General features: G+C 71.2%; 19 protein-coding genes and 2 pseudogenes. 10 read left to right on the top strand and 11 right to left on the bottom strand.

Annotated features, from left to right (window positions below):
- Positions 1-229: 229 nt before the first annotated feature.
- The 10 genes and pseudogenes from C1J00_RS15465 to C1J00_RS15510 all read left to right on the top strand — a co-directional run bounded on the left by C1J00_RS15465 (position 230) and on the right by C1J00_RS15510 (position 11,619).
- Positions 230-1,485: pseudogene (locus C1J00_RS15465) on the top strand (ATP-grasp domain-containing protein).
- Complete coding sequence (locus tag C1J00_RS15470) at positions 1,482-2,330, top strand: Rossmann-like domain-containing protein (RefSeq protein ID WP_102909653.1); 849 nt, start codon at positions 1,482-1,484, stop codon at positions 2,328-2,330. The pseudogene C1J00_RS15465 and the gene C1J00_RS15470 overlap by 4 nt, the downstream one beginning before the upstream one ends.
- Complete coding sequence (locus tag C1J00_RS15475) at positions 2,327-3,415, top strand: PLP-dependent cysteine synthase family protein (RefSeq protein WP_102909654.1); 1,089 nt, start codon at positions 2,327-2,329, stop codon at positions 3,413-3,415. The genes C1J00_RS15470 and C1J00_RS15475 overlap by 4 nt, the downstream gene beginning before the upstream one ends.
- The gene (locus tag C1J00_RS15480; RefSeq protein ID WP_102909655.1) at positions 3,412-4,473 is read left to right on the top strand and encodes a mandelate racemase/muconate lactonizing enzyme family protein; all 1,062 of its coding nucleotides are present in this window, start codon (positions 3,412-3,414) and stop codon (positions 4,471-4,473) included. Before C1J00_RS15475 ends, C1J00_RS15480 begins: the two co-directional genes overlap by 4 nt.
- Positions 4,457-5,719 carry an MFS transporter gene (locus C1J00_RS15485; protein WP_102909656.1) on the top strand — a complete coding sequence of 421 codons (1,263 nt, stop codon included), beginning with the start codon at positions 4,457-4,459 and terminating at the stop codon, positions 5,717-5,719. Before C1J00_RS15480 ends, C1J00_RS15485 begins: the two co-directional genes overlap by 17 nt.
- A 14-nt stretch (positions 5,720-5,733) precedes the next feature.
- A complete protein-coding gene (locus C1J00_RS15490; protein ID WP_102909657.1) occupies positions 5,734-6,543 on the top strand; it encodes a class I SAM-dependent DNA methyltransferase in 810 nt (269 codons plus the stop codon).
- An 84-nt stretch (positions 6,544-6,627) separates the two neighbouring features.
- Positions 6,628-8,229, top strand: a complete 1,602-nt coding sequence (locus C1J00_RS15495; protein ID WP_102909658.1) for an ABC transporter substrate-binding protein — start codon at positions 6,628-6,630, stop codon at positions 8,227-8,229.
- Entirely contained in the window at positions 8,226-9,179 is a 954-nt protein-coding gene (locus C1J00_RS15500) for an ABC transporter permease (protein ID WP_102909659.1), read from the top strand. The genes C1J00_RS15495 and C1J00_RS15500 overlap by 4 nt, the downstream gene beginning before the upstream one ends.
- Complete coding sequence (locus tag C1J00_RS15505) at positions 9,176-10,051, top strand: ABC transporter permease (protein ID WP_102909660.1); 876 nt, start codon at positions 9,176-9,178, stop codon at positions 10,049-10,051. The genes C1J00_RS15500 and C1J00_RS15505 overlap by 4 nt, the downstream gene beginning before the upstream one ends.
- Positions 10,048-11,619, top strand: a complete 1,572-nt coding sequence (locus C1J00_RS15510) for an ABC transporter ATP-binding protein (protein ID WP_102909661.1) — start codon at positions 10,048-10,050, stop codon at positions 11,617-11,619. The genes C1J00_RS15505 and C1J00_RS15510 overlap by 4 nt, the downstream gene beginning before the upstream one ends.
- 78 nt (positions 11,620-11,697) lie before the next feature.
- Here C1J00_RS15510 and C1J00_RS48090 read toward each other — a convergent pair.
- The 11 genes and pseudogenes from C1J00_RS48090 to C1J00_RS15560 form a co-directional block, all read right to left on the bottom strand.
- Positions 11,698-11,820 (bottom strand): annotated as a pseudogene (locus C1J00_RS48090) (hypothetical protein); the annotation flags it as partial.
- A gap of 81 nt (positions 11,821-11,901) precedes the next feature.
- Positions 11,902-13,185 (bottom strand): NAD(P)/FAD-dependent oxidoreductase, encoded by a 1,284-nt coding sequence (locus C1J00_RS15515; RefSeq protein ID WP_102909662.1) that lies wholly within the window; start codon positions 13,183-13,185, stop codon positions 11,902-11,904.
- A gap of 48 nt (positions 13,186-13,233) precedes the next feature.
- Positions 13,234-13,899 carry a haloacid dehalogenase type II gene (locus C1J00_RS15520; RefSeq protein WP_102909663.1) on the bottom strand — a complete coding sequence of 222 codons (666 nt, stop codon included), beginning with the start codon at positions 13,897-13,899 and terminating at the stop codon, positions 13,234-13,236.
- Positions 13,900-13,945: 46 nt separating this feature from the next.
- Positions 13,946-14,884 carry an aldo/keto reductase gene (locus C1J00_RS15525; protein ID WP_102909664.1) on the bottom strand — a complete coding sequence of 313 codons (939 nt, stop codon included), beginning with the start codon at positions 14,882-14,884 and terminating at the stop codon, positions 13,946-13,948.
- Positions 14,881-16,335, bottom strand: a complete 1,455-nt coding sequence (locus C1J00_RS15530; RefSeq protein ID WP_102909665.1) for an aldehyde dehydrogenase family protein — start codon at positions 16,333-16,335, stop codon at positions 14,881-14,883. Before C1J00_RS15530 ends, C1J00_RS15525 begins: the two co-directional genes overlap by 4 nt.
- On the bottom strand, positions 16,332-17,285 hold the full coding sequence (locus C1J00_RS15535) for a succinylglutamate desuccinylase/aspartoacylase family protein (protein WP_102909666.1): 954 nt from the start codon (positions 17,283-17,285) through the stop codon (positions 16,332-16,334). The genes C1J00_RS15530 and C1J00_RS15535 overlap by 4 nt, the downstream gene beginning before the upstream one ends.
- Before the next feature lie 46 nt (positions 17,286-17,331).
- Entirely contained in the window at positions 17,332-18,690 is a 1,359-nt protein-coding gene (locus tag C1J00_RS15540) for an aminotransferase class III-fold pyridoxal phosphate-dependent enzyme (RefSeq protein WP_102909667.1), read from the bottom strand.
- Positions 18,687-19,553, bottom strand: coding sequence for an ABC transporter permease (locus C1J00_RS15545; RefSeq protein ID WP_102909668.1), 867 nt, complete (start codon positions 19,551-19,553; stop codon positions 18,687-18,689). Before C1J00_RS15545 ends, C1J00_RS15540 begins: the two co-directional genes overlap by 4 nt.
- Positions 19,550-20,446, bottom strand: coding sequence for an ABC transporter permease (locus C1J00_RS15550; protein ID WP_102909669.1), 897 nt, complete (start codon positions 20,444-20,446; stop codon positions 19,550-19,552). The genes C1J00_RS15545 and C1J00_RS15550 overlap by 4 nt, the downstream gene beginning before the upstream one ends.
- A gap of 3 nt (positions 20,447-20,449) precedes the next feature.
- A complete protein-coding gene (locus tag C1J00_RS15555; protein WP_102909670.1) occupies positions 20,450-21,589 on the bottom strand; it encodes an ABC transporter ATP-binding protein in 1,140 nt (379 codons plus the stop codon).
- Positions 21,582-22,682 carry an ABC transporter substrate-binding protein gene (locus C1J00_RS15560; protein WP_102909671.1) on the bottom strand — a complete coding sequence of 367 codons (1,101 nt, stop codon included), beginning with the start codon at positions 22,680-22,682 and terminating at the stop codon, positions 21,582-21,584. Before C1J00_RS15560 ends, C1J00_RS15555 begins: the two co-directional genes overlap by 8 nt.
- Between the last annotated feature and the right edge of the window lie 76 nt (positions 22,683-22,758).

Genomic DNA, 22,758 nt, shown 5'->3' on the forward strand with positions numbered 1-22,758 from the left:
GGGCAGGACAGTCGCCGCGGCGGCTGCCAGAGCGCACTGCAGGGCACGGCGATGGACGCGTGAGATCACGGAGTGTCTCCGGTCGGGTCCGTTGAGGTAGTGACAAATGAAAATGATTACCGATACCGTGTTCATCGGTCAAGCCCGGCCCGCTTCCTCAGGGAGGTTCCGTCGGGCTGCCCGGACGTCAGAACCACACCGCACGAAACGGCATGAACAAAGGGGAGCTGTGGCTCATCTGCTGGTGGTCGAGAGCTGGGTCGGATCGATGAGCAGGCTGCTGCCACGGGCGATACGGGAGGGGGGCACGAGTTCACGTTCCTCACCCGCGATCTGCATCACTACCTGCGCTCTGCGCCCGAAGGAGCGGCACACCCACTGCTCGGGGCGCGCAACGTCATCACGGCGGACACCAACGACACCGGGGCCCTGCTGCCTCAAGTCGAGCGGCTGCACGCGGTGTTCGGCTTCGACGGGGTGATCACGTCCTGCGACTACTACCTGCCGACGGTGGCGCGGATAGCCGGGCGGCTCGGTCTGCCCTCATCGAGCCCCGAGGCGGTCGGGAACGCCTGCCGCAAGGACGCCACCCGACGGGTACTGGCCGATGCGGGGGTGCCCGGGCCGCGCTTCGCGGTGCACGAGGAGTGGGCCGACATCGCTCGGGCGGCACGGGAGATCGGCTACCCGCTCGTGGTCAAACCCGTCGACCTGTGCGCGGGCATGTACGTGCGGCGGGTGGACGACGAGGGCCAACTCGCCGTCGTGGTAAAGGCGTTGGCCGACTTCCCGGTCAACGCGCGCGGGCAGCGGCGGGCGCCCGTGGTGCTGCTCGAAGAACTCCTGGACGGCCCGGAGGTGAGCGTCGAGACCGTCTCGCACGCGGGCGCGGTCCACGTGCTCGGCGTGACCGACAAGAGCGTCGGCGGGGCGCCCGCGTTCATCGAGACCGGCCACATGTTCCCCGCCGCCCTGCCGACCGCGGACACCGAGGCAGCTGAGCAGACCGCACTCGGCGCCCTCAAGGCGCTCGGCCTGACCGACGGCGTCGTCGCGCACACCGAGATCAAGCTCACCGCCGCCGGACCGCGCGTGGTCGAGGTCAACCCCCGGCCCGCCGGGAACCGCATCACCGAGCTCATACGCCACGTCACCGGCATCGACCTGGCCGCGGCCTTCGTGGAGGTCTCCCTGGGCCGCGCACCCGACCTGCGGCGCACGGACACCGGACTGCGCAGCGCCGCCATCGGCTTCCTCGTCCCGGAGACCGCGGGCACGCTCGAGGCGCTGGACGGCGGCCACCTGCGGACCGTGCCGGACGTGTTGGAGATGCAACTCGCCGAGCCCGGCGGGCAGGTGAAGGCGGCGGGCAGCAACAACGAGTACCTCGGACACGTCATGGTCGGCGACGCCGACGGGCTCGGCGCCCGCGACCGGGTCGAGGTCCTGCTCGGCGAGCTGCGGTCCGGGCTGGTGATCCGATGACCTCCGCCACCTCGGCGTCCCCCCGCGTGACGACGTACGACGAACTCATGGCGCGGGCCCGCGCCGGCGAACTCGGCCCGGACCCGGCCGCCCTGCGGATCGCCGTGGCCTTCACCACACGGCAGGCCGTACGGCACACCGGGCGCGGCACCGGCTACCGCAACGAGGTGCTCAGCCTGCGCCTGGCCGAAGCCGTCGGCTCCTGCGCGGTCGAACCCGGCACGCTGCCCGACAGCGCGGTCGAGGACTGCGTCGGCGTGGACCTGGCCCGGCTGCTGGAGCACCCGCTGCTTCCGGTGCGCGTGGCCGCCCTCGACGCCTACCTCATGCACGTCACCCCGCACACCCCGGACAACGGGGCCCGGCCCGTGTCGCTGCCGGCCGGGACGTCGCTGGAGAAGTCCCGGGCCCGGGCGCGGGCGGTGGTCGAGCTGCTCGACCTGCCGCCGGGAGCGACGGTGCTCGTGATCGGCGTCGTCAACTCCTTGCTGGAAGCACTGCGTTCGCGGGGGATGGCCTATGTTCCGTGCGATCTCAAGGGCGGGGCCACGGAGTGGGACGAGAAGGTCGTCACCGACGCGTCGGCCGAGGCCGGCCGGTGCGATGCGCTGCTCGTCTCCGGGATGACGCTGGGCAACGGGACCTTCGAGCCGCTGCGGGAGCACGCTCTGCGGAACGGCAAGCAGCTGGTGATGTTCGCCCAGACCGGCAGCGCCGTGCTGCCCCGCCTCCTGGGCCACGGGGTGAGCGCGGTGTGCGCGGAGCCGTACCCCTTCTTCTGGCTGGACGGCGGTCCCGGCACCCTCTACCGCTACCGCGCCGACGGTGCAGGAGGCTCCCGGTGACCGCGACCGCCGTACTCCCCGCCGCCCGCCCCGAACTGCTCACCCTGCTCGGCCGTACCCCTCTGGTGCGCATCACCGCCGGGCTCCCGGAACCCCACCCCGGTTTCTGGGCCAAGCTCGAAGGGCTCGCCGCGGGCGGCATGAAGGCCCGGGCCGCCGTGTCCATGCTGATGGGTGCCCGCGAGCGCGGCGAACTGCGGTCCGGTGCCCCGGTCGTGGAGTCCACCTCCGGCACCCTCGGCATCGGGCTCGCCTTCGCCGGGCAGGCTCTCGGCCACCCCGTCGTGCTGGTCGGCGACAGTGAACTGGAACCGTCCATGCGGCAGTTGCTGCGCGCTCACGGGGTGCGGCTGGAGATCGTGGACCGTCCGGCGCCGCAGGGCGGCTGGCAGGCCGCCCGGCTGGCCCGGCTGCGCGAGCTGCTCGCCGTGCTGCCCGGTGCGTACTGGCCCGACCAGTACAACAATCCCGACAACAGTGCCGGTTACGCCTCTCTGGCCGCCGAGCTCGCCGTCGAGCTCGACCACCTGGACATCCTGGTGTGCAGCGTCGGGACCGGCGGGCACAGCGCCGGGATCATCGGCCCGCTGCGCCGCCACTGGCCCGCGCTGCGGCTGATCGGTGTGGACTCCACCGGCTCCACCATCTTCGGCCAGCCCGCCCGGCCGCGGCTGATGCGTGGCCTGGGCAGCAGCATCCACCCGCGCAACGTCGCCTACGACGCCTTCGACGAGGCCCACTGGGTCGGCCCGGCCGAGGCCGTGGACAGCTGCCGCCGCCTGGCCAGCGGCAGTTTCGTCAGCGGCGGCTGGAGCACCGGTGCCGCCGCCCGCGTCGCCGCCTGGGCGGCCCGCGTCCACCCGGGCGCGGTCGTCGCCACCGTCTTCCCCGACGGCCCGCACCGCTACCTCGGCACCGTCTACGACGACGACTTCACCACCGCCCACGGCCTCGACCCGTCCACGGCGGCCACCCGGCCCGTGGAGATCCCGCACCCGTACGCGGCCGAGGCCACCGGCTGGGTGCGGTGCACGCGCGTCCACGACCCGTTGAAGGCCGTCCCCCATGCGGAAAGGAACCCGTGAAGGCCAGCCGGCGCACCGTACGCCTCGAACTCACCGAGCCACTGCGCATCTCTCGCTCGACGATGTCCGCCCGCGACGCCGTGTGGCTGAGTATCGAGCACGAGGGCCTCACCGGACATGGTGAGGCCGTCACCAGCGTCTATTACAGCCTCGACGCCGAGACCCTCGGTCGGCTCTTCGGGGCTGTCGGTACGGATCTTGCCCGCTTCGGCGATCCGGAGAGCGCCTTGGAGGCTCTGCGGGAGGACGAGTTGACCGGTGACGGCACTCCCCCGGCCGTGATCGCCGCCGTCGAGGCGGCCCTGCTCGACCTCGTCGGCAAACGTGCGGGCAGCCCCGTCCACCGGCTCCTCGGCGCTCCGGAAGCTCCGGTCACCGCGACCGCCCGCACCATCGGCATCACGTCGCTCGCCCACGCGGCGGCGCAGGCCCGCTGTCTCGCGGCGAGCGGCTTCCACGTCATCAAGGTGAAAGCCGGGGCCCCGGATCCCGAGGACGACGTCGAGCGCGTCCGCGTCATCCGCGACGCCGCGCCCCGGGTCCGGCTGCTGCTCGACCCCAACGGCGCTTGGACCACGGCGCAGGCCGAGGCGCTGCTGCCCCGGTTCGCCGACCTCGGTGTCGAAGCCGTCGAACAGCCCGTCGCACCCGGCGATCCTGAGGCGTTGGGCGCCCTGGCCGAACGCTCGCCGCTGCCGGTCATCGCCGATGAGGACGCCGTCAGCCTTGAGGACGTCCGCCGTCTGGCCGGACGCGTCCACGGCGTCAACATCAAGCTCGCCAAGTGCGGCGGGGTGCACACGGCCCTGCGCATCACCGAGTTGATCGACGGCAGCGGCACCGAGCTGATGCTCGGCTGCCTGACCGCGAGCAGCCTCGGACTCGCGCCCGCCGTGCACCTCGCCGACCGCGCCCGCTGGGCCGACCTCGACGGACACCTGCTGCTCGCCCACGACCCCTGGACCGGCATCGGCGGGGAGGACGGCTACGTACGGGCAAGTGGCCTGCCCGGCCTGGGCGTCGAGCCACGGGAGGTGAGCCGTGAAGACGTGGCGTGAGATGCGCCGCTTCCCGCTCGCGGTCCAGCTCCTGCTGGTCAACCAGCTCGGCGTCAACACCGGCTTCTACCTCCTCATCCCCTACCTCGCCACCCACCTCACCGAGAACCTGGGCCTGTCCGCCGCCGTCGTCGGCGTCGTCCTCGGCGTGCGCAACCTCAGCCAGCAGGGCCTGTTCATCATCGGTGGTTCCGCTGCCGACCGGCTCGGCGCGCGCGGCGTGATCATCGCGGGGTGCGCCCTGCGCACGGTGGGGTTCGCGCTGTTCGCCCTCGGTGACAACCTGGCGGTGCTGCTCGCCGCCTCCGTGCTCAGCGGCTTCGCCGGCGCGCTGTTCAACCCGGCCGTTCGCGCCTACATCGCCCAGGAGGCCGACGAGCGCAAGGCGGAGGCGTTCGCCCTGTTCAACGTGTTCGCCACCACGGGCGCACTGATCGGTCCGCTGCTGGGCAGCGCGCTGCTGCTCGTGGACTTCCGTACGTCGGCCCTTACCGCCGCCGGGATCTTCGCCGTCCTCACCGTCGCCCAGGCCCTGGTCCTTCCCGCACGGCAGGTCGAGCCGAGCAAGGGCACGGTGCTCGCGGACTGGCGCGAGGTCGTCAGCAACCGCGCGTTCCTCGCCTTCGCGCTCGCCATGGTCGGCATGTTCACCCTGGAGAACCAGCTGTACCTGCTCCTGCCCGACGGAGCACGGCAGGCCACCGGCTGGGACGGCGCGGCCGGCCTCGTCTTCGTCGTCGGCACCCTCGCCAATCTCGCGCTCCAGCTGCGTATTACTCGCGCTCTCAAGCAGCGCGGAAACCGGGCCCGTTGGATCTCGGCGGGGCTGGGCCTCATGGCGCTGGCCTTCCTGCCGCCCGCCGTGGTCGCGGGTACGTCCGGCGGACCGGACGGCGTGGCCGACGCGGCCCTGCGCGCCCTGCCCGTGCTGGCGGGAGCCCTGTTGCTCTACCTCGGGGTGATGATCGCCCAGCCGTTCGTGATGGAGCTGATCCCCGGTTTCGGCCGGCCCGAGCTCACCGGCACCTACTTCGGGATCTTCTACGTCGTCTCGGGCATCGCCGCCGCCGTCGGCAACACCGTCGTCGGCTGGGCCATGGACACCGGTGAGCGGGGCGCCGGCGGCTGGCTGCCGTGGGCTTGCTGTGCCCTGTTCGGGCTTGCCTCCGCGCTCGGCGTGGCCTGGCTGCACCGTCTCGGGTCGCTGCCGACACCCTCGAAGCCCGCCGTACCCGCGACGGCCTGAGGAAGGACACCGACATGACCTCTACGACGACCGCGCGTGTGCGCAACCTGCTCACGGACAACCCCGATCTGTACGAGGCCCGCTTCCCCGACCCGGACCGGCTGGCCGGACGCTGGACGGAGGACTGCCTGCGGCGGCACAAGGCGGGACCGCGTGTGCTGGACATGGGCTGCGGCACCGGCCGCGACGCCGCCCACCTGCAGGGCACCGGCCGCGAGGTGACCGGCGCCGACCTGTCCGAGGCGATGCTCGACCACGCCCGCGCCCACCATCCCGGGCCCGAGTACGTCCGCGCCGACCTGCACGGATTCGACCTCGGCCAGGGGGTGTTCGACGCTGTGGTGTGCCTGGACAGCGCCCTGCTGTACTGCCACGACAACGAGCAGCTCGGCGGCTTCCTGTCCTCCTGCCGCCGCGCACTCGCCCCTGGCGGCCTGCTCGTCACGGAAATGCGCAACGGCGCGTACTTCCTCGGCCGAACCGACCTGCTCGACGCTCCCACCATCAACCAGTTCACCTGGCAGGGCACCGTCTACCGGTCCACCACCACGCTCACGGTGGACCGTACGGCACAGATCCTGCGCCGTACGCGCGTGTGGACGGCGGACGACGGGTCGGAGCCCGTCGAGCAGCGTTCCGCGTGGCGGCTGCTGTTCCCGCAGGAGCTGCACCACCTGCTGGCCGCGCACGACTTCGAGGTCCTGGAGCTCCACGACGGGCCCGGCCCGCGCACCGAGCCGCCCTGGCACGAAGGCCGGCTCCCCGGCTCTACCGCCGACGCCGACCGGCTGCACGTGGTGGCCCGCCTGACCGAGCCTGCCTGACCGAGTCCGCCTGTGCGTCCTGACGCCCCAAGACTGCCGCCCCCCGCACCGCAACGGCACACCACACAGACCGAGGAAACCCGCATGCACGACGAATCCACCCGTCATCTCCCCTCCCCTGACCGCTTCCCGGGCCTGCGCCGCCGCGGCTTTCTCGCCGCCACTGGCGCCGCCTCGCTCGGCACGCTCGCCCTCGCCGGATGCGGCGGCTCCGGCCCCGGCGGCGGCGAGGACAAGGGCGACGGCACACCGAAGCGGGGCGGGCGGCTGCGCGCCGCGTTCGCCGGCGGCGGCGCCGGCGAGACCCTCGACCCGCACCTGTCCAACCTCTTCGCCGATGTCGCCCGCGCCAAGGCGCTGTTCGACAAGCTCGCCGACTACGGCCCCGACCTGTCCGCCCAGCCCCGCCTCGCCGCGAAGTGGGAGCCGAACAAGACCCTGGACCGCTGGCAGGTCACCCTGCGCGAGGCCACCTTTCACGACGGCAAGCCGGTCACCGCGAAGGACGTCCTCTACAGCTACCGCCGGATCGCCGACCCGAAGCAGGCGTTCCGCGCCAAGGCGTCCCTGGAGCCCATCGACCTCGACGCCTGCCGTGCCACCGATGAGCGGTCCATCGAGTTCGTACTCAAGCGCCCCACCGCCGAATTCCCCAACATCCTGGCCGCGTTCGGCGCGTACATCGTGCCCGAGAACGCGACCGGGTTCGACAAGAAGCCGATCGGCTCCGGCCCGTTCCGGTTCGTCTCCTTCGCCCCCGGCCGCTCCGCCGTCCTCCGCCGCAATGACGACTACTGGGACGGCGCCCCCCACCTCGACGAGATCGAATTCGTCATCGCCAACGAGGAGTCCGCCCGCGTCAACGCCCTCCTCGGCGGCCAGGTCGAGTACGCCCACGAACTCAACCCCACCACCGCCCGCGCCCACGAGGGCAAGGGCCAGATCGAGATCGTGCGGCTGCGGGGCAGCTCCATGCAGGCGTTCTGCATGAAGACCGACCGGCCGCCCTTCGACGACAAGCGGGTGCGCCAGGCGTTCTTCCTCATCGCCGACCGCAAGGAACTCGTCGACGGTGCCCTGTCCGGTGCCGGGGAGATCGGCAACGACCTGTTCGGCAAGGGCTACGAGTACTACGCCGACAACCTGCCCCAGCGCGAGCAGGACCTCGACAGGGCCCGCGCCCTGCTCAAGCAGGCGGGCGCCGAGAACCTCAAGGTCACCCTCGACACCTCGGCCGTCGCCGCCGGTTTCACCGAGGCCGCCAGCATCTTCCGCGACCAGGCGAAGCAGGCGGGCGTCACCGTCGACGTGAAGATGGGCAGCAAGGACTCGTACTGGAGCGACATCCTCGACTCCGGCACCCTGTGCTGCTACCGCTCCGGCGCGATGCCCGTCGAGGCCCACATCTCCCAGCGCCTGCTCAGCGACTCCACCACCAACGCGACCAAGTGGCAGCACAAGGACTTCGACGCGCTCTACCAGCAGGCGCAGTCCACCCGCGACAAGACCGAGCGTGCCGCCGTCTACGAGCGGATGCAGCGCCGTCTGTACTCCGAGGGCGGCTTCCTGATCTGGGGCTTCGCGGACTGGATCATCGGAACGGCCCGCATGGTGAAGGGAGTTGAGACCAAGGCACCCGCCAACACCCTGGACTGGGCCCGCTTCGACAAGGTGTGGCTCGCGTGAGCGGACTGCGCTCCTTCGTCGCCCGGCGGCTGGTCCTCGGCGCCCTGCAGACCGTGGCCGTGGTGCTGCTGGTCTTCGCGCTGACCGAGGCGCTGCCGGGCGACGCCGCCGTCGCCCTCGCCGGGGACCAGCCCGACCCGGCCCGCATCGAGGCCATCCGCGCGGCCATGAACCTGGACCGGCCCGCGTGGCAGCGGCTGGCCGACTGGGCGGCGGGCCTGCTGCACGGCGACCTCGGCACGTCGCTCACCTCCGGCCGCCCGGTCAGCCAGTACATCGCCGACGGCTTCGGCGCCACCGTGCTGCTGGCCACGCTCACCGTGGCGCTGCTCGTCCCGGTCGGCTTCGGCCTCGGCGTGCTGGCCGCCCGCCACGAGGGGCGGCTCGTCGACCGGCTGATCAGCTCGGTGACGCTCGCTGTGTACGCGGTGCCCGAGTTCGCCCTCGGCGTGCTGCTGGTGACCGTCCTCGCGATCCAGCTGGGCTGGCTGCCGCCGACCGCCGTCGGCTACGGAACCGACCTGCTCGGCCACCCGGCCGCGCTCGTCCTGCCCGTGCTCGTCCTGCTGGCCCGGCCCGTGTGTTCCCTGGTCCGGCTGGTACGCGCCGGCATGATCGACGCGCTCGCCGCCCCGTACGTGGCGCAGGCCCACCGCTACGGCGTCTCCGGCGCCCGCGTCCGCTACACCCACGCTCTGCCGGGCGCCCTGGCCCCCACCGCCCAGCAACTCGCGCGCACCGTCGACTGGCTGCTGTGCGGCGTCATCGTCGTGGAGGCGCTGTTCGTGATCCCGGGACTGGGCACCGTCCTGCTCAACGCCGTCGCGGAACGCGACGTACCTGTCGTCCAGGGCCTCGCCGTGGTGTTCGGCGTCCTGACCGTCGTGCTCAACCTCGGCGCCGACCTGGTCGCCCACCGCCTCGCGCCGCGGGCGGGGGTGGCCGCGTGAGGAACCTGCGTACGGGCCGCTTCGCACTCGGTCTCGCGGTCATCGCCGTGCCGCTCGGCCTCGCCCTGCTCGGCCCCGTGTTCGCGGGTGGACCGGGCCCACGGGCCGCGTCCTTCACCCTCGGCGACGGGCACTGGCTCGGCACCGACTTCGTCGGCCGCGACGTATGGCGGCAGGTGTCGCACGGCGGCCGGCCGGTCGTGCTGACCGCGCTCGCCGCGACCGCCCTGGCCTACCTCGTGGCGCTGCCCATCGGCCTGGTCAGCGCGCTCACCCACCACCGCCGGCTGGAGGAGCTGCTGATGCGGCCCCTGGACGTGCTGCTCGCCGTCCCGTCGCTGCTGCTGATCCTGCTGGCCGCCACGGTGTTCTCCCCCGGCGCAGTCGGCCTCGCCCTGCTGGTCGCGCTGGTCAACGTGCCGGACGCGGCCCGCCTCGTACGCGCCGCCGCCACGGAGGCCGCCGCCCGGCCCGCAGTCGAGGCACTGCGTATGCAGGGCGAGACGTGGTGGCGCATGGCCGTCGGCTACGTCGGCCGCTCCATGCTGCGCACCCTGGCCGCCGACGCCGGCACCCGGCTGACCGGCGTCCTGTACCTGGTCGCCACGGCCGCGTTCCTCGGCGTCGGCGTGGCGCCCGACGCGGCCGACTGGGCGGTCATGGTCGACCGCAACCGCACCGGCCTGTTCGTCCAGCCGTGGGCCGTGGTCGTCCCCGCCCTGCTGATCGTCACCCTGACGATGGGCACCAACCTCCTCTTCGACGCCGCGCTGGACAAGGGCGCGGGACGAGGCGCCCTCGCCCGCACACCCGAGTCCGGGAGCACGGGCGGAACCATCCGGCGCCGGACAGTGAAGGAAGTACGTCCGTGAACCAAGAGAAAGACACCATCGTGGATCCCGTGGCGGAGATCCGCGACCTGTGCGTCGAGATCGACGGCAGGGCGATCGTCGACGGCGTCAGCCTCAGGGCCCGGCCCGGCAAGGTCACGGCCCTGGTCGGCGCCTCCGGCAGCGGCAAGAGCACCACCGGCCTGGCCCTGCTCGGCGAGTACCCGTCCGGCGCCCGCGTCACCGGCGACGTACGCCTGGCGGCCGACGGCCTGGTCGGCTACATCCCGCAGCATCCGGCGGCCGTCCTCAACCCCGCCCGCCGCATCAGCGCCCTCCTCACCGACATCGCCCGCCCCCAGGTGCGCCACCTGCCCCGCGGCAGGCGCCGAGGAGCAGCACGCGAACGCGTTCTGCACGCCCTCGCCGAGGCTCAACTCGCCGACGCCGAGACCCTGCTGCGCCGCTACCCGCACCAGCTCTCCGGCGGACAGCAGCAACGCGTCGTGCTCGCCCAGGCCCTGCTGCTCGGCGCCCGCGTCATCGTCGCCGACGAACCCACCACCGGCCAGGACGCCCTGACCAAGAGCCGCATCGTCGACCAGTTGGCGGCCGTGGCGGCCCGCGGCATCGCGGTCGTCCTGCTCAGCCACGACCTCGACGTCGTACGGGCCCTCGGCGACGACGTCCACGTCATGCGGGCGGGCCGCGTCGTGGAGTCGGGTCCCGTACACCGCGTATGGCTCGCACCCCGGCACGCATGGACCCGCGAACTCCTCCGCGAGCAACCGGAGTTCACGCAGCAGGTGAACTCGGCCGGCACCGAGCGGCCCGTCCTGCGGGTACGCGATCTGACCGCCCGCCACCGCGACGGCGCCCGGGGCACGACCGTGGTGGTGCGCACCCCCGAACTCGACCTGCACCCGGGCGAATGCCTGGCCGTCGTCGGCCGCTCCGGCAGCGGCAAGACCACTCTCGCCCGCTGCCTGGCCGGGCTCCACCGCGACCATGACGGGCAGGTCCTCCTCGACGACACCGCCCTGCCGCGCAGCCTCCGAAACCGCACCCGCGCCCACCTGGCGGCCGTTCAGTACGTCTTCCAGGACGCGCGCGCCGCCTTCGACGAGTACCGGCCCGTCCTGGACCAGGTCGCCCGTACCGCGGTCCGGTTGCGCGGCATCGACGACCGCGCCGCCGAGACGGAAGCCCTGACCACCCTGAGCATCCTCGGTCTTCCGCAGGACCTGGTCCGCAGACGCCCCGGCCGGCTGTCCGGCGGCGAACTCCAGCGCGCCGCCCTCGCCCGCGCGCTCCTCGCCCAGCCCCGCGTTCTCATCTGCGACGAGATCACCTCCGGCCTGGACACCGTCACCCGCCGCGGCATCCTCGACACCCTCACGGCGCTGGTCCGCGACCGCGGCAACCTGTCCCTGGTCCTGATCACCCACGACCTGGACACCGCGGCCCTGGCCCACCGCATCGCCGTCCTGGAGGCCGGTGAACTCGTCGAACAGGGACCGGCCCAGCGCATCCTCACCGAGCCACGCCACCCCTTCACCAGCTCGCTCGTCAAGTGCACGCCGCGTCTGGAGGCCGGAACAGGACGCTGACCGATGCGCGGGGGCCTCGGATGGTCGGAGCGGAACAGGCAGGGGCCCCGGATCAGGCCAGTCCGGCGCGGCCGTGCCCGAGCCCACGGCGACGGCGCGCCGGGCGTCGACCCAGCTCGCGAACTCCTCCTCGGATCCCGGCACTTCTTCGCCCCAGGTGAGCTGTCCGCTTTCGAGCACGCGGGTGATCGCGGCGTCGATCTCCTTGCGGGAGACGGCAGGGGGCCTTCTCGCATCGCACGCGCAAAAGGCCCCCGCGGTGTCACCGCTTCCGGCGTCCCCTCAGCGCAGGCGGTCCTTCACCTTGTAGTAGGCACCACCGAACGGCAGGAACCAGGGCGTGCCGTTGTAGAAGGGGACGGGGACCTTGGGGAAGCCCAGGCCGCGCAGCGGGTTGGCCTCCGGCTTGCCGTCCATCATCTCGGCGACCGCCCGGCCCATGTACGTGGCCATCTGGACACCGTGACCGCAGTAGCCCATCGAGTAGTACAGGCCGTTCTCCTCGCCCGCGTGCGGGAGGCGGTCCCAGGAGAAGCCGACCATGCCACCCCAGACGTAGTCGACCCGCACACCCGCGAGCTGCGGGAAGATCTCCGTCATCTCCCGCTTGAGGATGTCTCCGCTCTTGACGTCGGAGGCCGGGTCGGACGGCGCGAAGCGGGCCCGGCCGCCGAAGGCCAGGCGGTTGTCGGGGGTGAGGCGGACGTAGTGGCCGATGTTCTTGGAGTCGACCACCAGACGGCCGTTGGGGATCAGCGCCTTGGCGCGTGCCTCACCGAGCGGTTCGGTGACGATGATGAAGCTGCCGACGTTGATCAGCCGCTTGCGGAACCACGGCAGCGCCTTGTCGGTGTAGGCGTCGGTCGCGGCCATGACCTGCTGGGCACGAATCGTGCCGTGCAGGGTCTCGACCAGGAAACCGCCGCCGGGCAGGCGGGTGAGGCCGGTGGCCGCGTTGCGCTCGTGGATCGCCGCGCCGGCCCGTTCGGCGGCCTCGGCCAGGCCGTGGACGTACTTGCCCACGTGCAGGGCTGCGCTGAGCGGGTCGAGAAGGGCGCCGTGGTAGTAGTCCGAGCCCAGTTCGGACTTCAGGTCGCCGCGCGTCAGGAGGTGGGTCTCGTGGTCGAAGTTGTCGGCCAGGTCGCGCTGTGTGGCCTTCATCGACTCGAAGTGCTGGGGCTTGTAGGCCACACCGAGGCGTCCTGCTCGGTTGAAGTCGCAGTCGATCTTTTCGGTGTGCGTGAGTTCCTCGACGACGTCGACCGCCTCGCGGAAGGAGTCGTACAGCTCACGGGCGCGCTCCTGGCCGTAGCGCTTGCGGGCCTCACCGACACCGATGGTGAGGCCCTGGGTGCACATGCTGCCGTTGCGGCCGGAGGCGCCCGAGCCGACCTTGTCCTTCTCGACGAGGACGACCCGGGCTCCCTTGCGGGCGGCGTGGTAGGCGGTGGACAGGCCGGTGAGACCGCCGCCGATGACCACCACGTCCGCCTCGTCGGGCAGTTCCTTTCCGGACCGGTCGGGCAGGGCGGGGGCGGTGTCGAGCCAGTAGGGGATCTGCTTCATGGCATGCGTCCTGTCGTGTTCTCTGTCCTGGTCGCCGTAGCGGTGTTGTCAGCAGCCGAGCAGCTTCGGCAGGCCCGACAGGTCGGGCAGCATGTCGTAGGGCTGGTAGTCGACGCTGCCGGGGTGGCCGAAGCGGTTGATCCACACGCGACGCTTGAGGCCCAGGTCGCGGGTGGGGATCTGGTCGTACTCCCAGCCCTGGGCGGTGTGGATGACCTGCGAGGGCTCGACGCCGATGGTCTTGAAGGCGTGCTCGAAGGTCTGGCGGTCGGGCTTGTAGGCGCCGGCCTGCTGGGCGGTGATGACGTGGTCGAACTCGACGCCGATGTTCTGCCCGTTACGTGCGATCAGGTTGTCGTCGGTGTTGGAGATGATGGCGATCTCGTACTTGGTCTTCAGGGCGCGCAGGGCGTCCGGGACCTCGGGGAAGGGCCCGAAGGTGGGGACGGCTTCGACGAGGGCGTCGCCGTCGGACGTGCGGTACTCCAGGCCGTGCAGGCGCATGGCGTTGCGCAGGCTGGAGTGCAGGATCTCGTGGAAGGGACGGTAGGCCTCCAGGACGGCCTGGAAGCGCATGACGCGGAAGTCGTCGAGGAACTCGTCGACGTCCAGGTTGTCCAGGTCCAGCCGGTCGGAGATGACCTTGAGGGTGGTGGGGCCGAGTTGGAAGTCGATCAGGGTGCCGTAGGCGTCGAAGGTGACGATCTCTCGCATGGTGTTTCAGCCTCGATTCGCGTATGTCGGAGGGGAGTCGGTTGTTTCAGACGACTTGTTCGCCGGGGGTGACGATCGCGTCGAGTGCGGCGAGGTCGGCCGCGTCGGGGATCCAGTCGGCCGCCGCCGCGTTGGCGGTGACCTGCCCGGGGTTCATGGCGCCGCAGATCACGGACCCGACGGCGGGCAGTGCGGCGAGTCCGCCCACGGCGACCTGGAGGAGGGTCAGGCCGCGGTCGGCGGCGTACGCGGTGAGCGCCTCGACGCGGTCGAGGGCTGCGTCGGTGAGCCAGCCCTGCCGCCAGGACAGCCGGCTGCCGGGCGGGGGCTGCTCACCTCGCCGGTACTTGCCGCTGAGCAGGCCGTTGGCCAGCGGGTAGTACGGCAGCAGTCCGACGCCGTGGCGCAGACAGGCCGGGATCAGGTCGTCCTCCACGCTGCGGTCGAGCAGGTGGTAGCGGGCCTGGGTGGACACGAAGGCATCGCTCAGCTCCCCGGCCGGGAGAGCGGAGCAGCCCATGGAGCCGATTTTGCCCTCGTCGACGAGTTCACGCAGGGCGGCGATCGTCTCGTCGAGCGGGGTGACACCGTCCGGCTCGTGGTACTGGTACAGGTCGATGCGGTCGGTGCCGAGGCGGCGGAGCGACGCCTCGACGGCGTGCCGGATGTAGGGGCGGGCACCGCGCCGGCCGTACTGGTCGGCGTCCGGGCCCATCTCCATGCCGAACTTGGTGGCCAGGACGACGTCGTCGCGGTGGCCCTTGAGGGCGGCGCCGAGCAGGCGTTCGCCGTCACCGCGGGCGCCTGCCTGTTCGCCGAAGCCGCCGTACATGTCGGCGGTGTCGAACAGGGTGATCCCCGCGTCCAGTGCCGCGTGGACGACGGCCTTCGTCCCGTCCTCGTCGAGACGGGAGCCGAAGTTGTTGCCACCGACCCCGACGACGGAGACGGCCGGGCCGCGTTCCCCGAGCGTGCGATACCTCATGACCGGCTCCCGAACCCGATGCAGACGTTCTTGGTCTGCGTGTAGCTCGCCAGCGCTTCCAGGCCCTTCTCCCGGCCCCAGCCGCTGTGCTTGTAGCCGCCGAAGGGGAGCTCGACGCCGGTGCCGACGCCGGTGGCATTGACGGAGACCTGGCCGGCGCGGATGCCCTCCGCGAGGCGCATCGCCTTGTCGATGTCGCGGGTCCAGACGTAGGAGGAGAGGCCATAAGGGCTGTCGTTGGCGATGTCCAGGGCCTCGTCCGCGTCGTCGAAGCCGATGACGGTGACGACGGGGCCGAAGATCTCCTCGCGGGCGCAACGGGCCTGGTTGGTCAGGCCGGTGAGGACGGTCGGCTCGATGTAGTAGCCGTCGGCCAGGGCCGGGTCGGACGGCGCGCCGCCACCGGCACGGGCCGTCGCGCCCTCCTCTCGCGCCAGGTCGAGATAGCCCAGCACCCGGTCGCGCTGCCGGGCGGCGACCAGCGGGCCGATGTCCGGGTCGGACAGGCCGGGGCCGACGCGCAGGGTGGCGATCTTCTCCACCAGCCGGTCCAGGAACTCCTCCGCGCCGCGCTGCAGCAGCAGGCGCGTCCCGGCCGAACACATCTGTCCCGCGTTGCTGAACGAAGCGCCCAGGATCGCCTTCAGCGCCAGGTCGAAGTCGGCGTCGGCGAAGACGACGAACGGCGACTTGCCGCCCAGCTCGGTGACCGACGGCACCACGTTGGCGGCGGCCGCCTGGGCGACCTTGATGCCGGTGGGCACCGAGCCGGTGAAGGTGACCTGGTCGATGCCGGGGTGTCCGGCGAGGGCAGCGCCGGTCTCACCGTCGCCGGGGACGACGTTGAGGACGCCGGGTGGCAGGCCGCACTCCAGGGCGATCCGGCCGATCTCCAGCGGGGTCAGCGGCGCCTCGGGAGAGGGCTTGAGCACCACGGTGCATCCCGCGGCCAGCGCCGGGGCGGAGCCCCTCGCGGTGTTCTGGAGCGGGTAGTTGAACGGGATGATCTGGCCGGAGACGCCGATCGGCTCGCGGACGGTGTAGTCGAGCAGCCCCGGGCCGAGCGGGATCGTGGTGCCACCGAGCTTGTCGGCGAAGCCCGCGTAGAACTCGTAGTAGCGGGCCGCCGCCTCGACGTCGGCCTTCGCCTGGCTGAGCGGTTTGCCGGTGTCCTGGCTCTCCAGGCGCGCCAGCCTCTCGCCCTGGTACCGAATGGCCTCGGCGATCCGGTACAGGATCCGGCCCCGGTCGGCGGCGCGCATCCGGGCCCACTCGGGCGCCGTGAACGCTGCCCTGGCCGCGGCCACGGCCTGGTCGACGTCCGTGCGGCCGGCCAGCGCCACCTGGGCCATGGCCGTGCCGTCGGACGGGTCCAGGACGGTGAAGACGCGGCCGTCGGCGGCGGGCACCTGCTTGCCGCCGACGAGGAGCAACTGGGTGTCGCCGCTCATGGCCGGATCTCCTCCAGCACCTCTCCGAAGATGACGACCTCGTCGCCCGGACGGACGGTGCGGATCCGGCGCACCCAGAGCACAACGCCGTTCTGCGGGGCGCGCACCTCTTCCAGGGTGTTGCCGTAGTGGTCGACGATGTGGGCGATCAGGTCGCCCTCCTTGCAGGTCTCCCCCGGCTCGGCGTGGCCGAGGAAGAAGCCGCCGGACGCGGAGCGGGCGAAGGTGCCGGCGGTGGTCGTGTAGCTGTCGCGCAGCTTCGCCTCGCCGTCGATCATCTTCAGCTGCCGCATGATGTTGCGGATCGAGTCGACGTGCAGTTCGACGTTGGACTCCCGGTAGGTGCCGCCGCCCGCCTCGATGGTGATCGCCGGCTTGCCCGCCGCCAGGGTGGGGTGGCGGACCGTGCCGCCCCACTTGCCGCCCTTCCAGACCAGCTCGTGCCCGGCCGCCAGAGCCAGGTCCGTGGCCAGCTCCTCGTAACCGCCCTGGAGGATGACCAGGGGGGCGATCTCGCCGAACGTGCCGCCGGTGTGCAGGTCTACGAGCGCGTCGATGGCCGGGACGACCTGGTCGACGAAGGTGGCGGCCAGCCGCAGCGAGTACGAGCCGTCCGCGTCGCCCGGGAAGATCCGGTTGAGGTTGAGGTAGTCCAGGCCGCTTGTGCGGGCGGCTGCCTCGAACGCGGGGGTGTTCATGCAGGGGATGCCGACGAGGGTGCCGCGCAGGGTGGCCGGGTCGATGTCGGCGAGCACGCGGCGGATGGCCTCCTGGCCGTCGTACTCGTCGCCGTGCACGCCCGCGTCCACGCACAGCACCGGGCCGTCCTGGGCGCCGTTGACGACGATGAGCGGGATGCCCAGCTCGACGCCGTAGCTGCTGGTGCCGACCGGGATGAGGCCCTGGGCGCGTTCGCCGGGAGGGACGGTCAGCGGACCGATGGAGTACATCAGGGAGTTCCTTTCGAAAGCGTGAGCCACGGGTGTCATCCGTGGCTCACAGGCGGGCGGAGGCCTCGTCGAGGGTGTCCGCGAGGATGTCGGCGATCCGGTCGAGGAGGGCCCGGTCGCTGATCAGCGGCGGGGCGATCTGCACCAGAGGCGCGGACCGGTTGTAGACGCGGGCCAGGAGACCGGCCTCGCGCAGGCGGCGCGGGATCAGGTCGGCGACCAGATCGGCCCGGACGCGGTCGCTGAAGCCGCCGCCGTCGAGGTCTCCGACGAGTTCGCAGGCGTAGAAGAAGCCGGCACCGCGGACGTCGCCGACGATCGGCAGGTCCCCGAGGGAGGTCATGCGCCCGTCCAGGTGGCCCCGGAGGCCGCGGACGTTCTCCAGGATGCGGTCCCGCTCCATGATCTCCAGGCTGCGCAGGGCGATGGCGGCGCTCAGCGGGTGGCCGCTGAAGGTGTAGCCGTGGTTGAGGACCTCGCCCGGTCGGTTGATCACCTCCGCGACGTTGCCCGCGACCAGGGTGGCTCCCATGGGGGCGTAGCCGGCGGTGATGCCCTTGGCGACGGTGACGATGTCCGGGCGGGCGCCGTAGCACTCGCCGCCGAACCACTCCCCGAGCCGGCCGAAGGCGGTGATGACCTCGTCGGCGACCAGCAGGAAGCCGTAGCGGTCGGCCAGTCGGCGCAGGCCCTCCCAGTAGCCGGCGGGTGGGGTGATGCAACCGCCCCGGTTCTGCACCGGCTCGGCGATGAGCATGCCGACCGACTCCGGTCCCGCGGCGAGGACCGTGGCCTCCGCGTCGGCGAGCAGGTACGCGGTGAAGGCCGCCTCGTCCAGCGGCTGTTCCAGGGCCGCGTGGTTGGTGTTGGCGACGAAGTGGGTCTCCACCGCGGGCGGACCGTACGGCTCCGTAAGGCCGGCGTCGTCGGTGAAGGACAGCGCCCCGAGCGTCAGGCCGTGGTAGGCGCCGCGCCGGGAGATCGCCTTGATGCGGCCCGGTTCGCCGCGCAGCGTGTGGTACTTGCGGGCGATCTTCCAGGCGGTCTCCACGGCCTCGGCGCCGCCGCCGCTGAAGAAGACGTGCTCGATGCCGTCGGGGGCCAGGGCGGCGAGGCGCTCCGCGAGTTCCAGGCCGGTGGGGTGCGCGGATTCCGACCACAGGGGGCTGTAGCAGAGTTCGCGCAGCTGCTTCTGGGCCGCCTCGGCGATCTCGTCGGCGTAGGAGTAGCCGATCTGGCAGCAGTACAGCCCGGACAGGCCGTCGATGAAGCGGTTGCCGGCCGCGTCGTCGAGGTACGGTCCCTCGCCGTGGCGCACGACGAACAGATCCCTGCCCTGCGGGGTGAGCGAGCCGTTCGCGGTCATGTTCAGCAGCAGGTGCCGCTGAGCGGTCGTGGTGGTCATACGGTCTCACCTCCAGGGGTGGCGATCCCCGTCGCGGTCTCGACCGACAGCAGCGAGTCCTGACGTCCGGAGCCGAGCCAGCGCACGACGGCTACCAGCACGAGGGCGAGGATCGCGAAGGCGATGAGGATGGCGCTGATCGCGGTCACGCTGGGATCGATGTCGAAGGTCAGGGAGTTGTAGATCTGCACCGGCAGGGTGACGGTGTCGACGGAGGACAGGAACTGGGAGATGTAGAACTCGTCGAAGCTGGTGATGAAGGAGAAGATCGCGGCGGCGATCATGCCGGGGGCGGCGAGGGGGAAGGTGATCCGCCGGGCGATGGTCAGCCGGTTCGCGCCCATGCTGGCGGCGGCGTCCTCAAGGCGTTCGTCGATGCCGCGCAGGGTGGCGATCAGGATGAGGACCGCGATCGGTGAGGCCAGCACGGTGTGGCCGAGGGCGATGGCGAGCGGGCTGCCCAGCATCGCGGCCGGTTCGAAGAGCAGGAACAGGCCAAGGGCGGTGACGATCTGCGGGATGAGCAGCGGCCCGAGGACCAGGGCGTAGACCGCGGAGCGCAGCGGGAGTTCGCTGCGGGTCAGCGCGGTCGCCGCGGTCACGCCGATGATCAGCGAGAACACCGTGCTGATGGTGGCGACCAGGGCGCTCATCGACAGCGCTGCCGGCCACTTGCTTCCGTCGGCGAACAGCGTCTTGTACCAGCCCAGCGTCCAGGAGTCCGGCGGGAACGCGGCGAAGGCGTTGTTGCTGAAGGAGGTGACGAGGATGACGACGATCGGCAGGGCCAGGAACAGCAGGATCACGGTGGCGACCGCGGTCAGCGAGATGCGTCCGGCGAGCGTTCTGCGCAGCTCCATCATGACGCACTCCTCTTCTTCCGGCTGGCGCCGAACGAGGTCACGACCTTGATCAGCAGCAGTCCCGCGAAGGTCATCAGCAGCAGCACGACGCCTTCGGCGGCCGCCCCGTTCCACTGGTTCTGCTTCATCACCTGCTGGTTGATGAGCGAGGCGATCATCGTCTGGTCGGGGCCGCCCATCAGGGCGGGGGTGATGTAGTAGCCCAGCGACAGGATGAAGCTGAGCAGTCCGGCACTGGCCAGGCCGGGGGCGACCAGCGGCAGGTAGACCCGGCGGAAGATCGTCACGCGTCCCGCGCCCATGCTGGCCGCGGCGGCGAGCAGCCTGCGGTCCACGCCGCGCATCACCCCGTACAGCAGCAGCACGGTGTAGGGCAGCATCACCGAGGTGGTGCCGATGACCACGCCGATCTCGTTGTACAGCAGCTGGAACGGCGCCCCGGGAACCCATAGCCGGCCCAGGGTCTCGTTCACCAGGCCCTTGTCACCGAGCAGGATGATCCACCCGTAGGTGCGGACCAGGGCGCTGATGAAGTGCGGGACGACCACGATCAGCATGGCCACGCCGGCCCACAGGGGCTTGAGCCGTGAGATGGCGTTGGCCAGGACGAACCCGAAGAGGAGGCTGAACAGCGCCGTCTCCGCGGAGATCCGCACGGTGGTGAACAGCACGGAGAGGTTGATGCCCGTCAGCGCTTCGACGTACCAGTGCAGCGTCAGCGATCCGTCGGCGTTCTTCAGACTGAGGAACAGCGTGCTGAAGATCGGGTAGACGAACAGCACCAGCAGATAGATGACGACCGGCAGCGCGTACAGGATCCCGACTCGCGTTCTACGGGAGGCCAGCAGCTTGCGGGTGCGCGTGGGGGCGCCGGCGGTGAGGGTGGCGGCCATGGCTCACCCGCCCTGTTCGGTCGGGAAGAGGTTGACGTCGCCCGGATCGACGGTGACGCCGACCCGTTCGGCAGCGACGGGTCCGCGGCCGGCCGGTATCTCCAGGCGCAGCAGCGGTGCCTCGCCGCCGTCGATGCGTACACCGGCGCGGACGATGGTGCCCACATACGTGGCGATCTCCACCGTGCCGGCGCAGAAGCCGTCTCCCGGGGCACAGGCTCGCAGGCGGCCCGGCTGGACGGCGGCCTTGACCGCGGCGCCGGTGGCGAGGTCGTGGCGGCGCGCCGTCAGCAGGCTCCCGTTCTGGTCGAGGCGGACCAGGGTGTGCTCGTCGGTGTGCTGCTCGACGCGGCCGGGCAGGAAGTTGGCCGCGCCGAGGAAGTCCGCGACGAACGGGGTCCTGGGCCGCTCGAAGAGCTCCCTGGGCGTGTCGAACTGCTCGATGAGGCCGTTGCGCATCACCGCGATGCGGTCGGACATGACCAGGGCCTCTTCCTGGTCGTGCGTCACATAGATGACGGTCAGGCCGAGCTCCTGCTGGATGGCCTTGATCTCGACCTGGAGCTGGTCGCGGAGCTTCTTGTCCAGGGCGCCCAGCGGCTCGTCCATGAGGATGACCGGCGGACGGTAGACCAGCGCCCGGCACAGCGCGACACGCTGCTGCTGACCGCCCGACAGCTCCCGGGGGCGACGACCGCCGAAGCCGGACAGGCCCGCGATCTCCAGCGTCTCCCCGACCCGCCTGCGGATCTCGTCCTTGGGCACCCCGCGCAGGGTGAGCGGGAAGGCGACGTTCTCACTGACCGTCATGTGCGGGAAGAGCAGGTACTGCTGGAACACGAAGCCGAGGTTGCGTTTCTGCGGGGCGAGCTTCGTGACGTCGCGATCTCCGACGGTGATGGTGCCGGAGTCGGGTTCGCAGAAACCGGCGAGCATCATCAGGGTCGTGGTCTTGCCCGACCCGGAGGCGCCGAGGAAGGTGACGAACTCCCCGGCGGCGATCTCCATGGACGCCTCGTCGACCGCGACGACGTCCCCGTACGTCTTGCGCAGGGCCACCACCGACAGCGCTTTGCCGGTCGCGGTGGGCAGCTTGCCGCCGGTCACCTTCACGGACGGTGCGGCGATACCGAATTCAGCCACGAGCCCACTCCAACCAGCGCTTGGTGACGGTCGCTTCGTTCTTGATCCACCAGTTGATGTCCGCGTCGAAGCCCTTGTCGTAGTACTGCGGCGCACCCGCCAGAGTGCCGCGCTCCTGCTTGGTGAGCTTTTCGTAGGCCACCGGGGACGAGGGGTTCGACGGGAAGGTCTTCGCCAGGCGGGCCTGGACATCGGGACGCAGCGAGTAGTCCATGAGCCGGTAGGCGGCGTCCACATGGGCGGCGCCCTTGGCGATGCCGTAGCCCTGGAACTGACGGCGCATGCCGTTGAGCTGCCGCGCGACGGGGACGCCCTGCTTCTGCAGATCGGCGATCCGGCCGTCCCAGACGGTGGACATCGTCACTTCCTCGCGGCTCAGCAGCACGCCGGGGAGCGGGCCGCTGTCCCAGAACTTCTTGATGTCGTCCCGAAGCCGGGTCAGCACCTTGAAGGCGCGGTCCACATCCAGCGGGTACAGCTTGTCCATCGGGACGCCGTCGGCCAGCAGCGCGAACTCCAGTTCGGGCAGGTCGGCGTCCGGGTTGCACATCGAGCGGCTGCCCTTGAACGCCTTGGTGTCCCAGAAGTCCGCCCACGACTCGGGCTTGCGGCCGCCGAAGGCGTCGGTGCGGTACGCCATGCACTGGCCGTAGAAGCTGTTGCCGACGGCATGGCCGGTGATCTGGTTCTGAGGGATCTTGGCGCTCTTGAGGCTCTTGATCCGGTCTGTGTCCAGCGGCTCCAGGGCGTTCTGGGCCGCGAACTTGATGTGGTCCATCATCGAGTTGTTGATGAGGTCGAACTGAGGGCGGCCCTGATTGATCTGGGCCAGCATCTGAGTGCTTTGGAGGTTGACGGCCTGGACCTTGATGCCGGTCTCCTGGGTGAACGGCGTGTAGACCGCCTTCTGGAGAGCCTCACCAAAGGTGCCGCCGCTGTCGCGGACGACCACCGACTTGCCGCCGCCCTTGCCGCCGGAGGCGGCGCGGCTGGTGCCGGTGCCGCAGGCGGTGAGCGACGTCGCGGCGACGCCTGCCGCGACGCCGCCGACTCCGCGAAGGAACACTCTGCGGCCTATCCGAACATCTTTCACCGGGGTCTCCTGAGGGTGCGTACAAGGGGAGAAGGGAGAGGGGACGTGCGTGGGGTTGCGGAACGTGCGGTCTTCC

It is taken from the genome of Streptomyces cahuitamycinicus (genome assembly GCF_002891435.1).
Taxonomy (GTDB): domain Bacteria; phylum Actinomycetota; class Actinomycetes; order Streptomycetales; family Streptomycetaceae; genus Streptomyces; species Streptomyces cahuitamycinicus.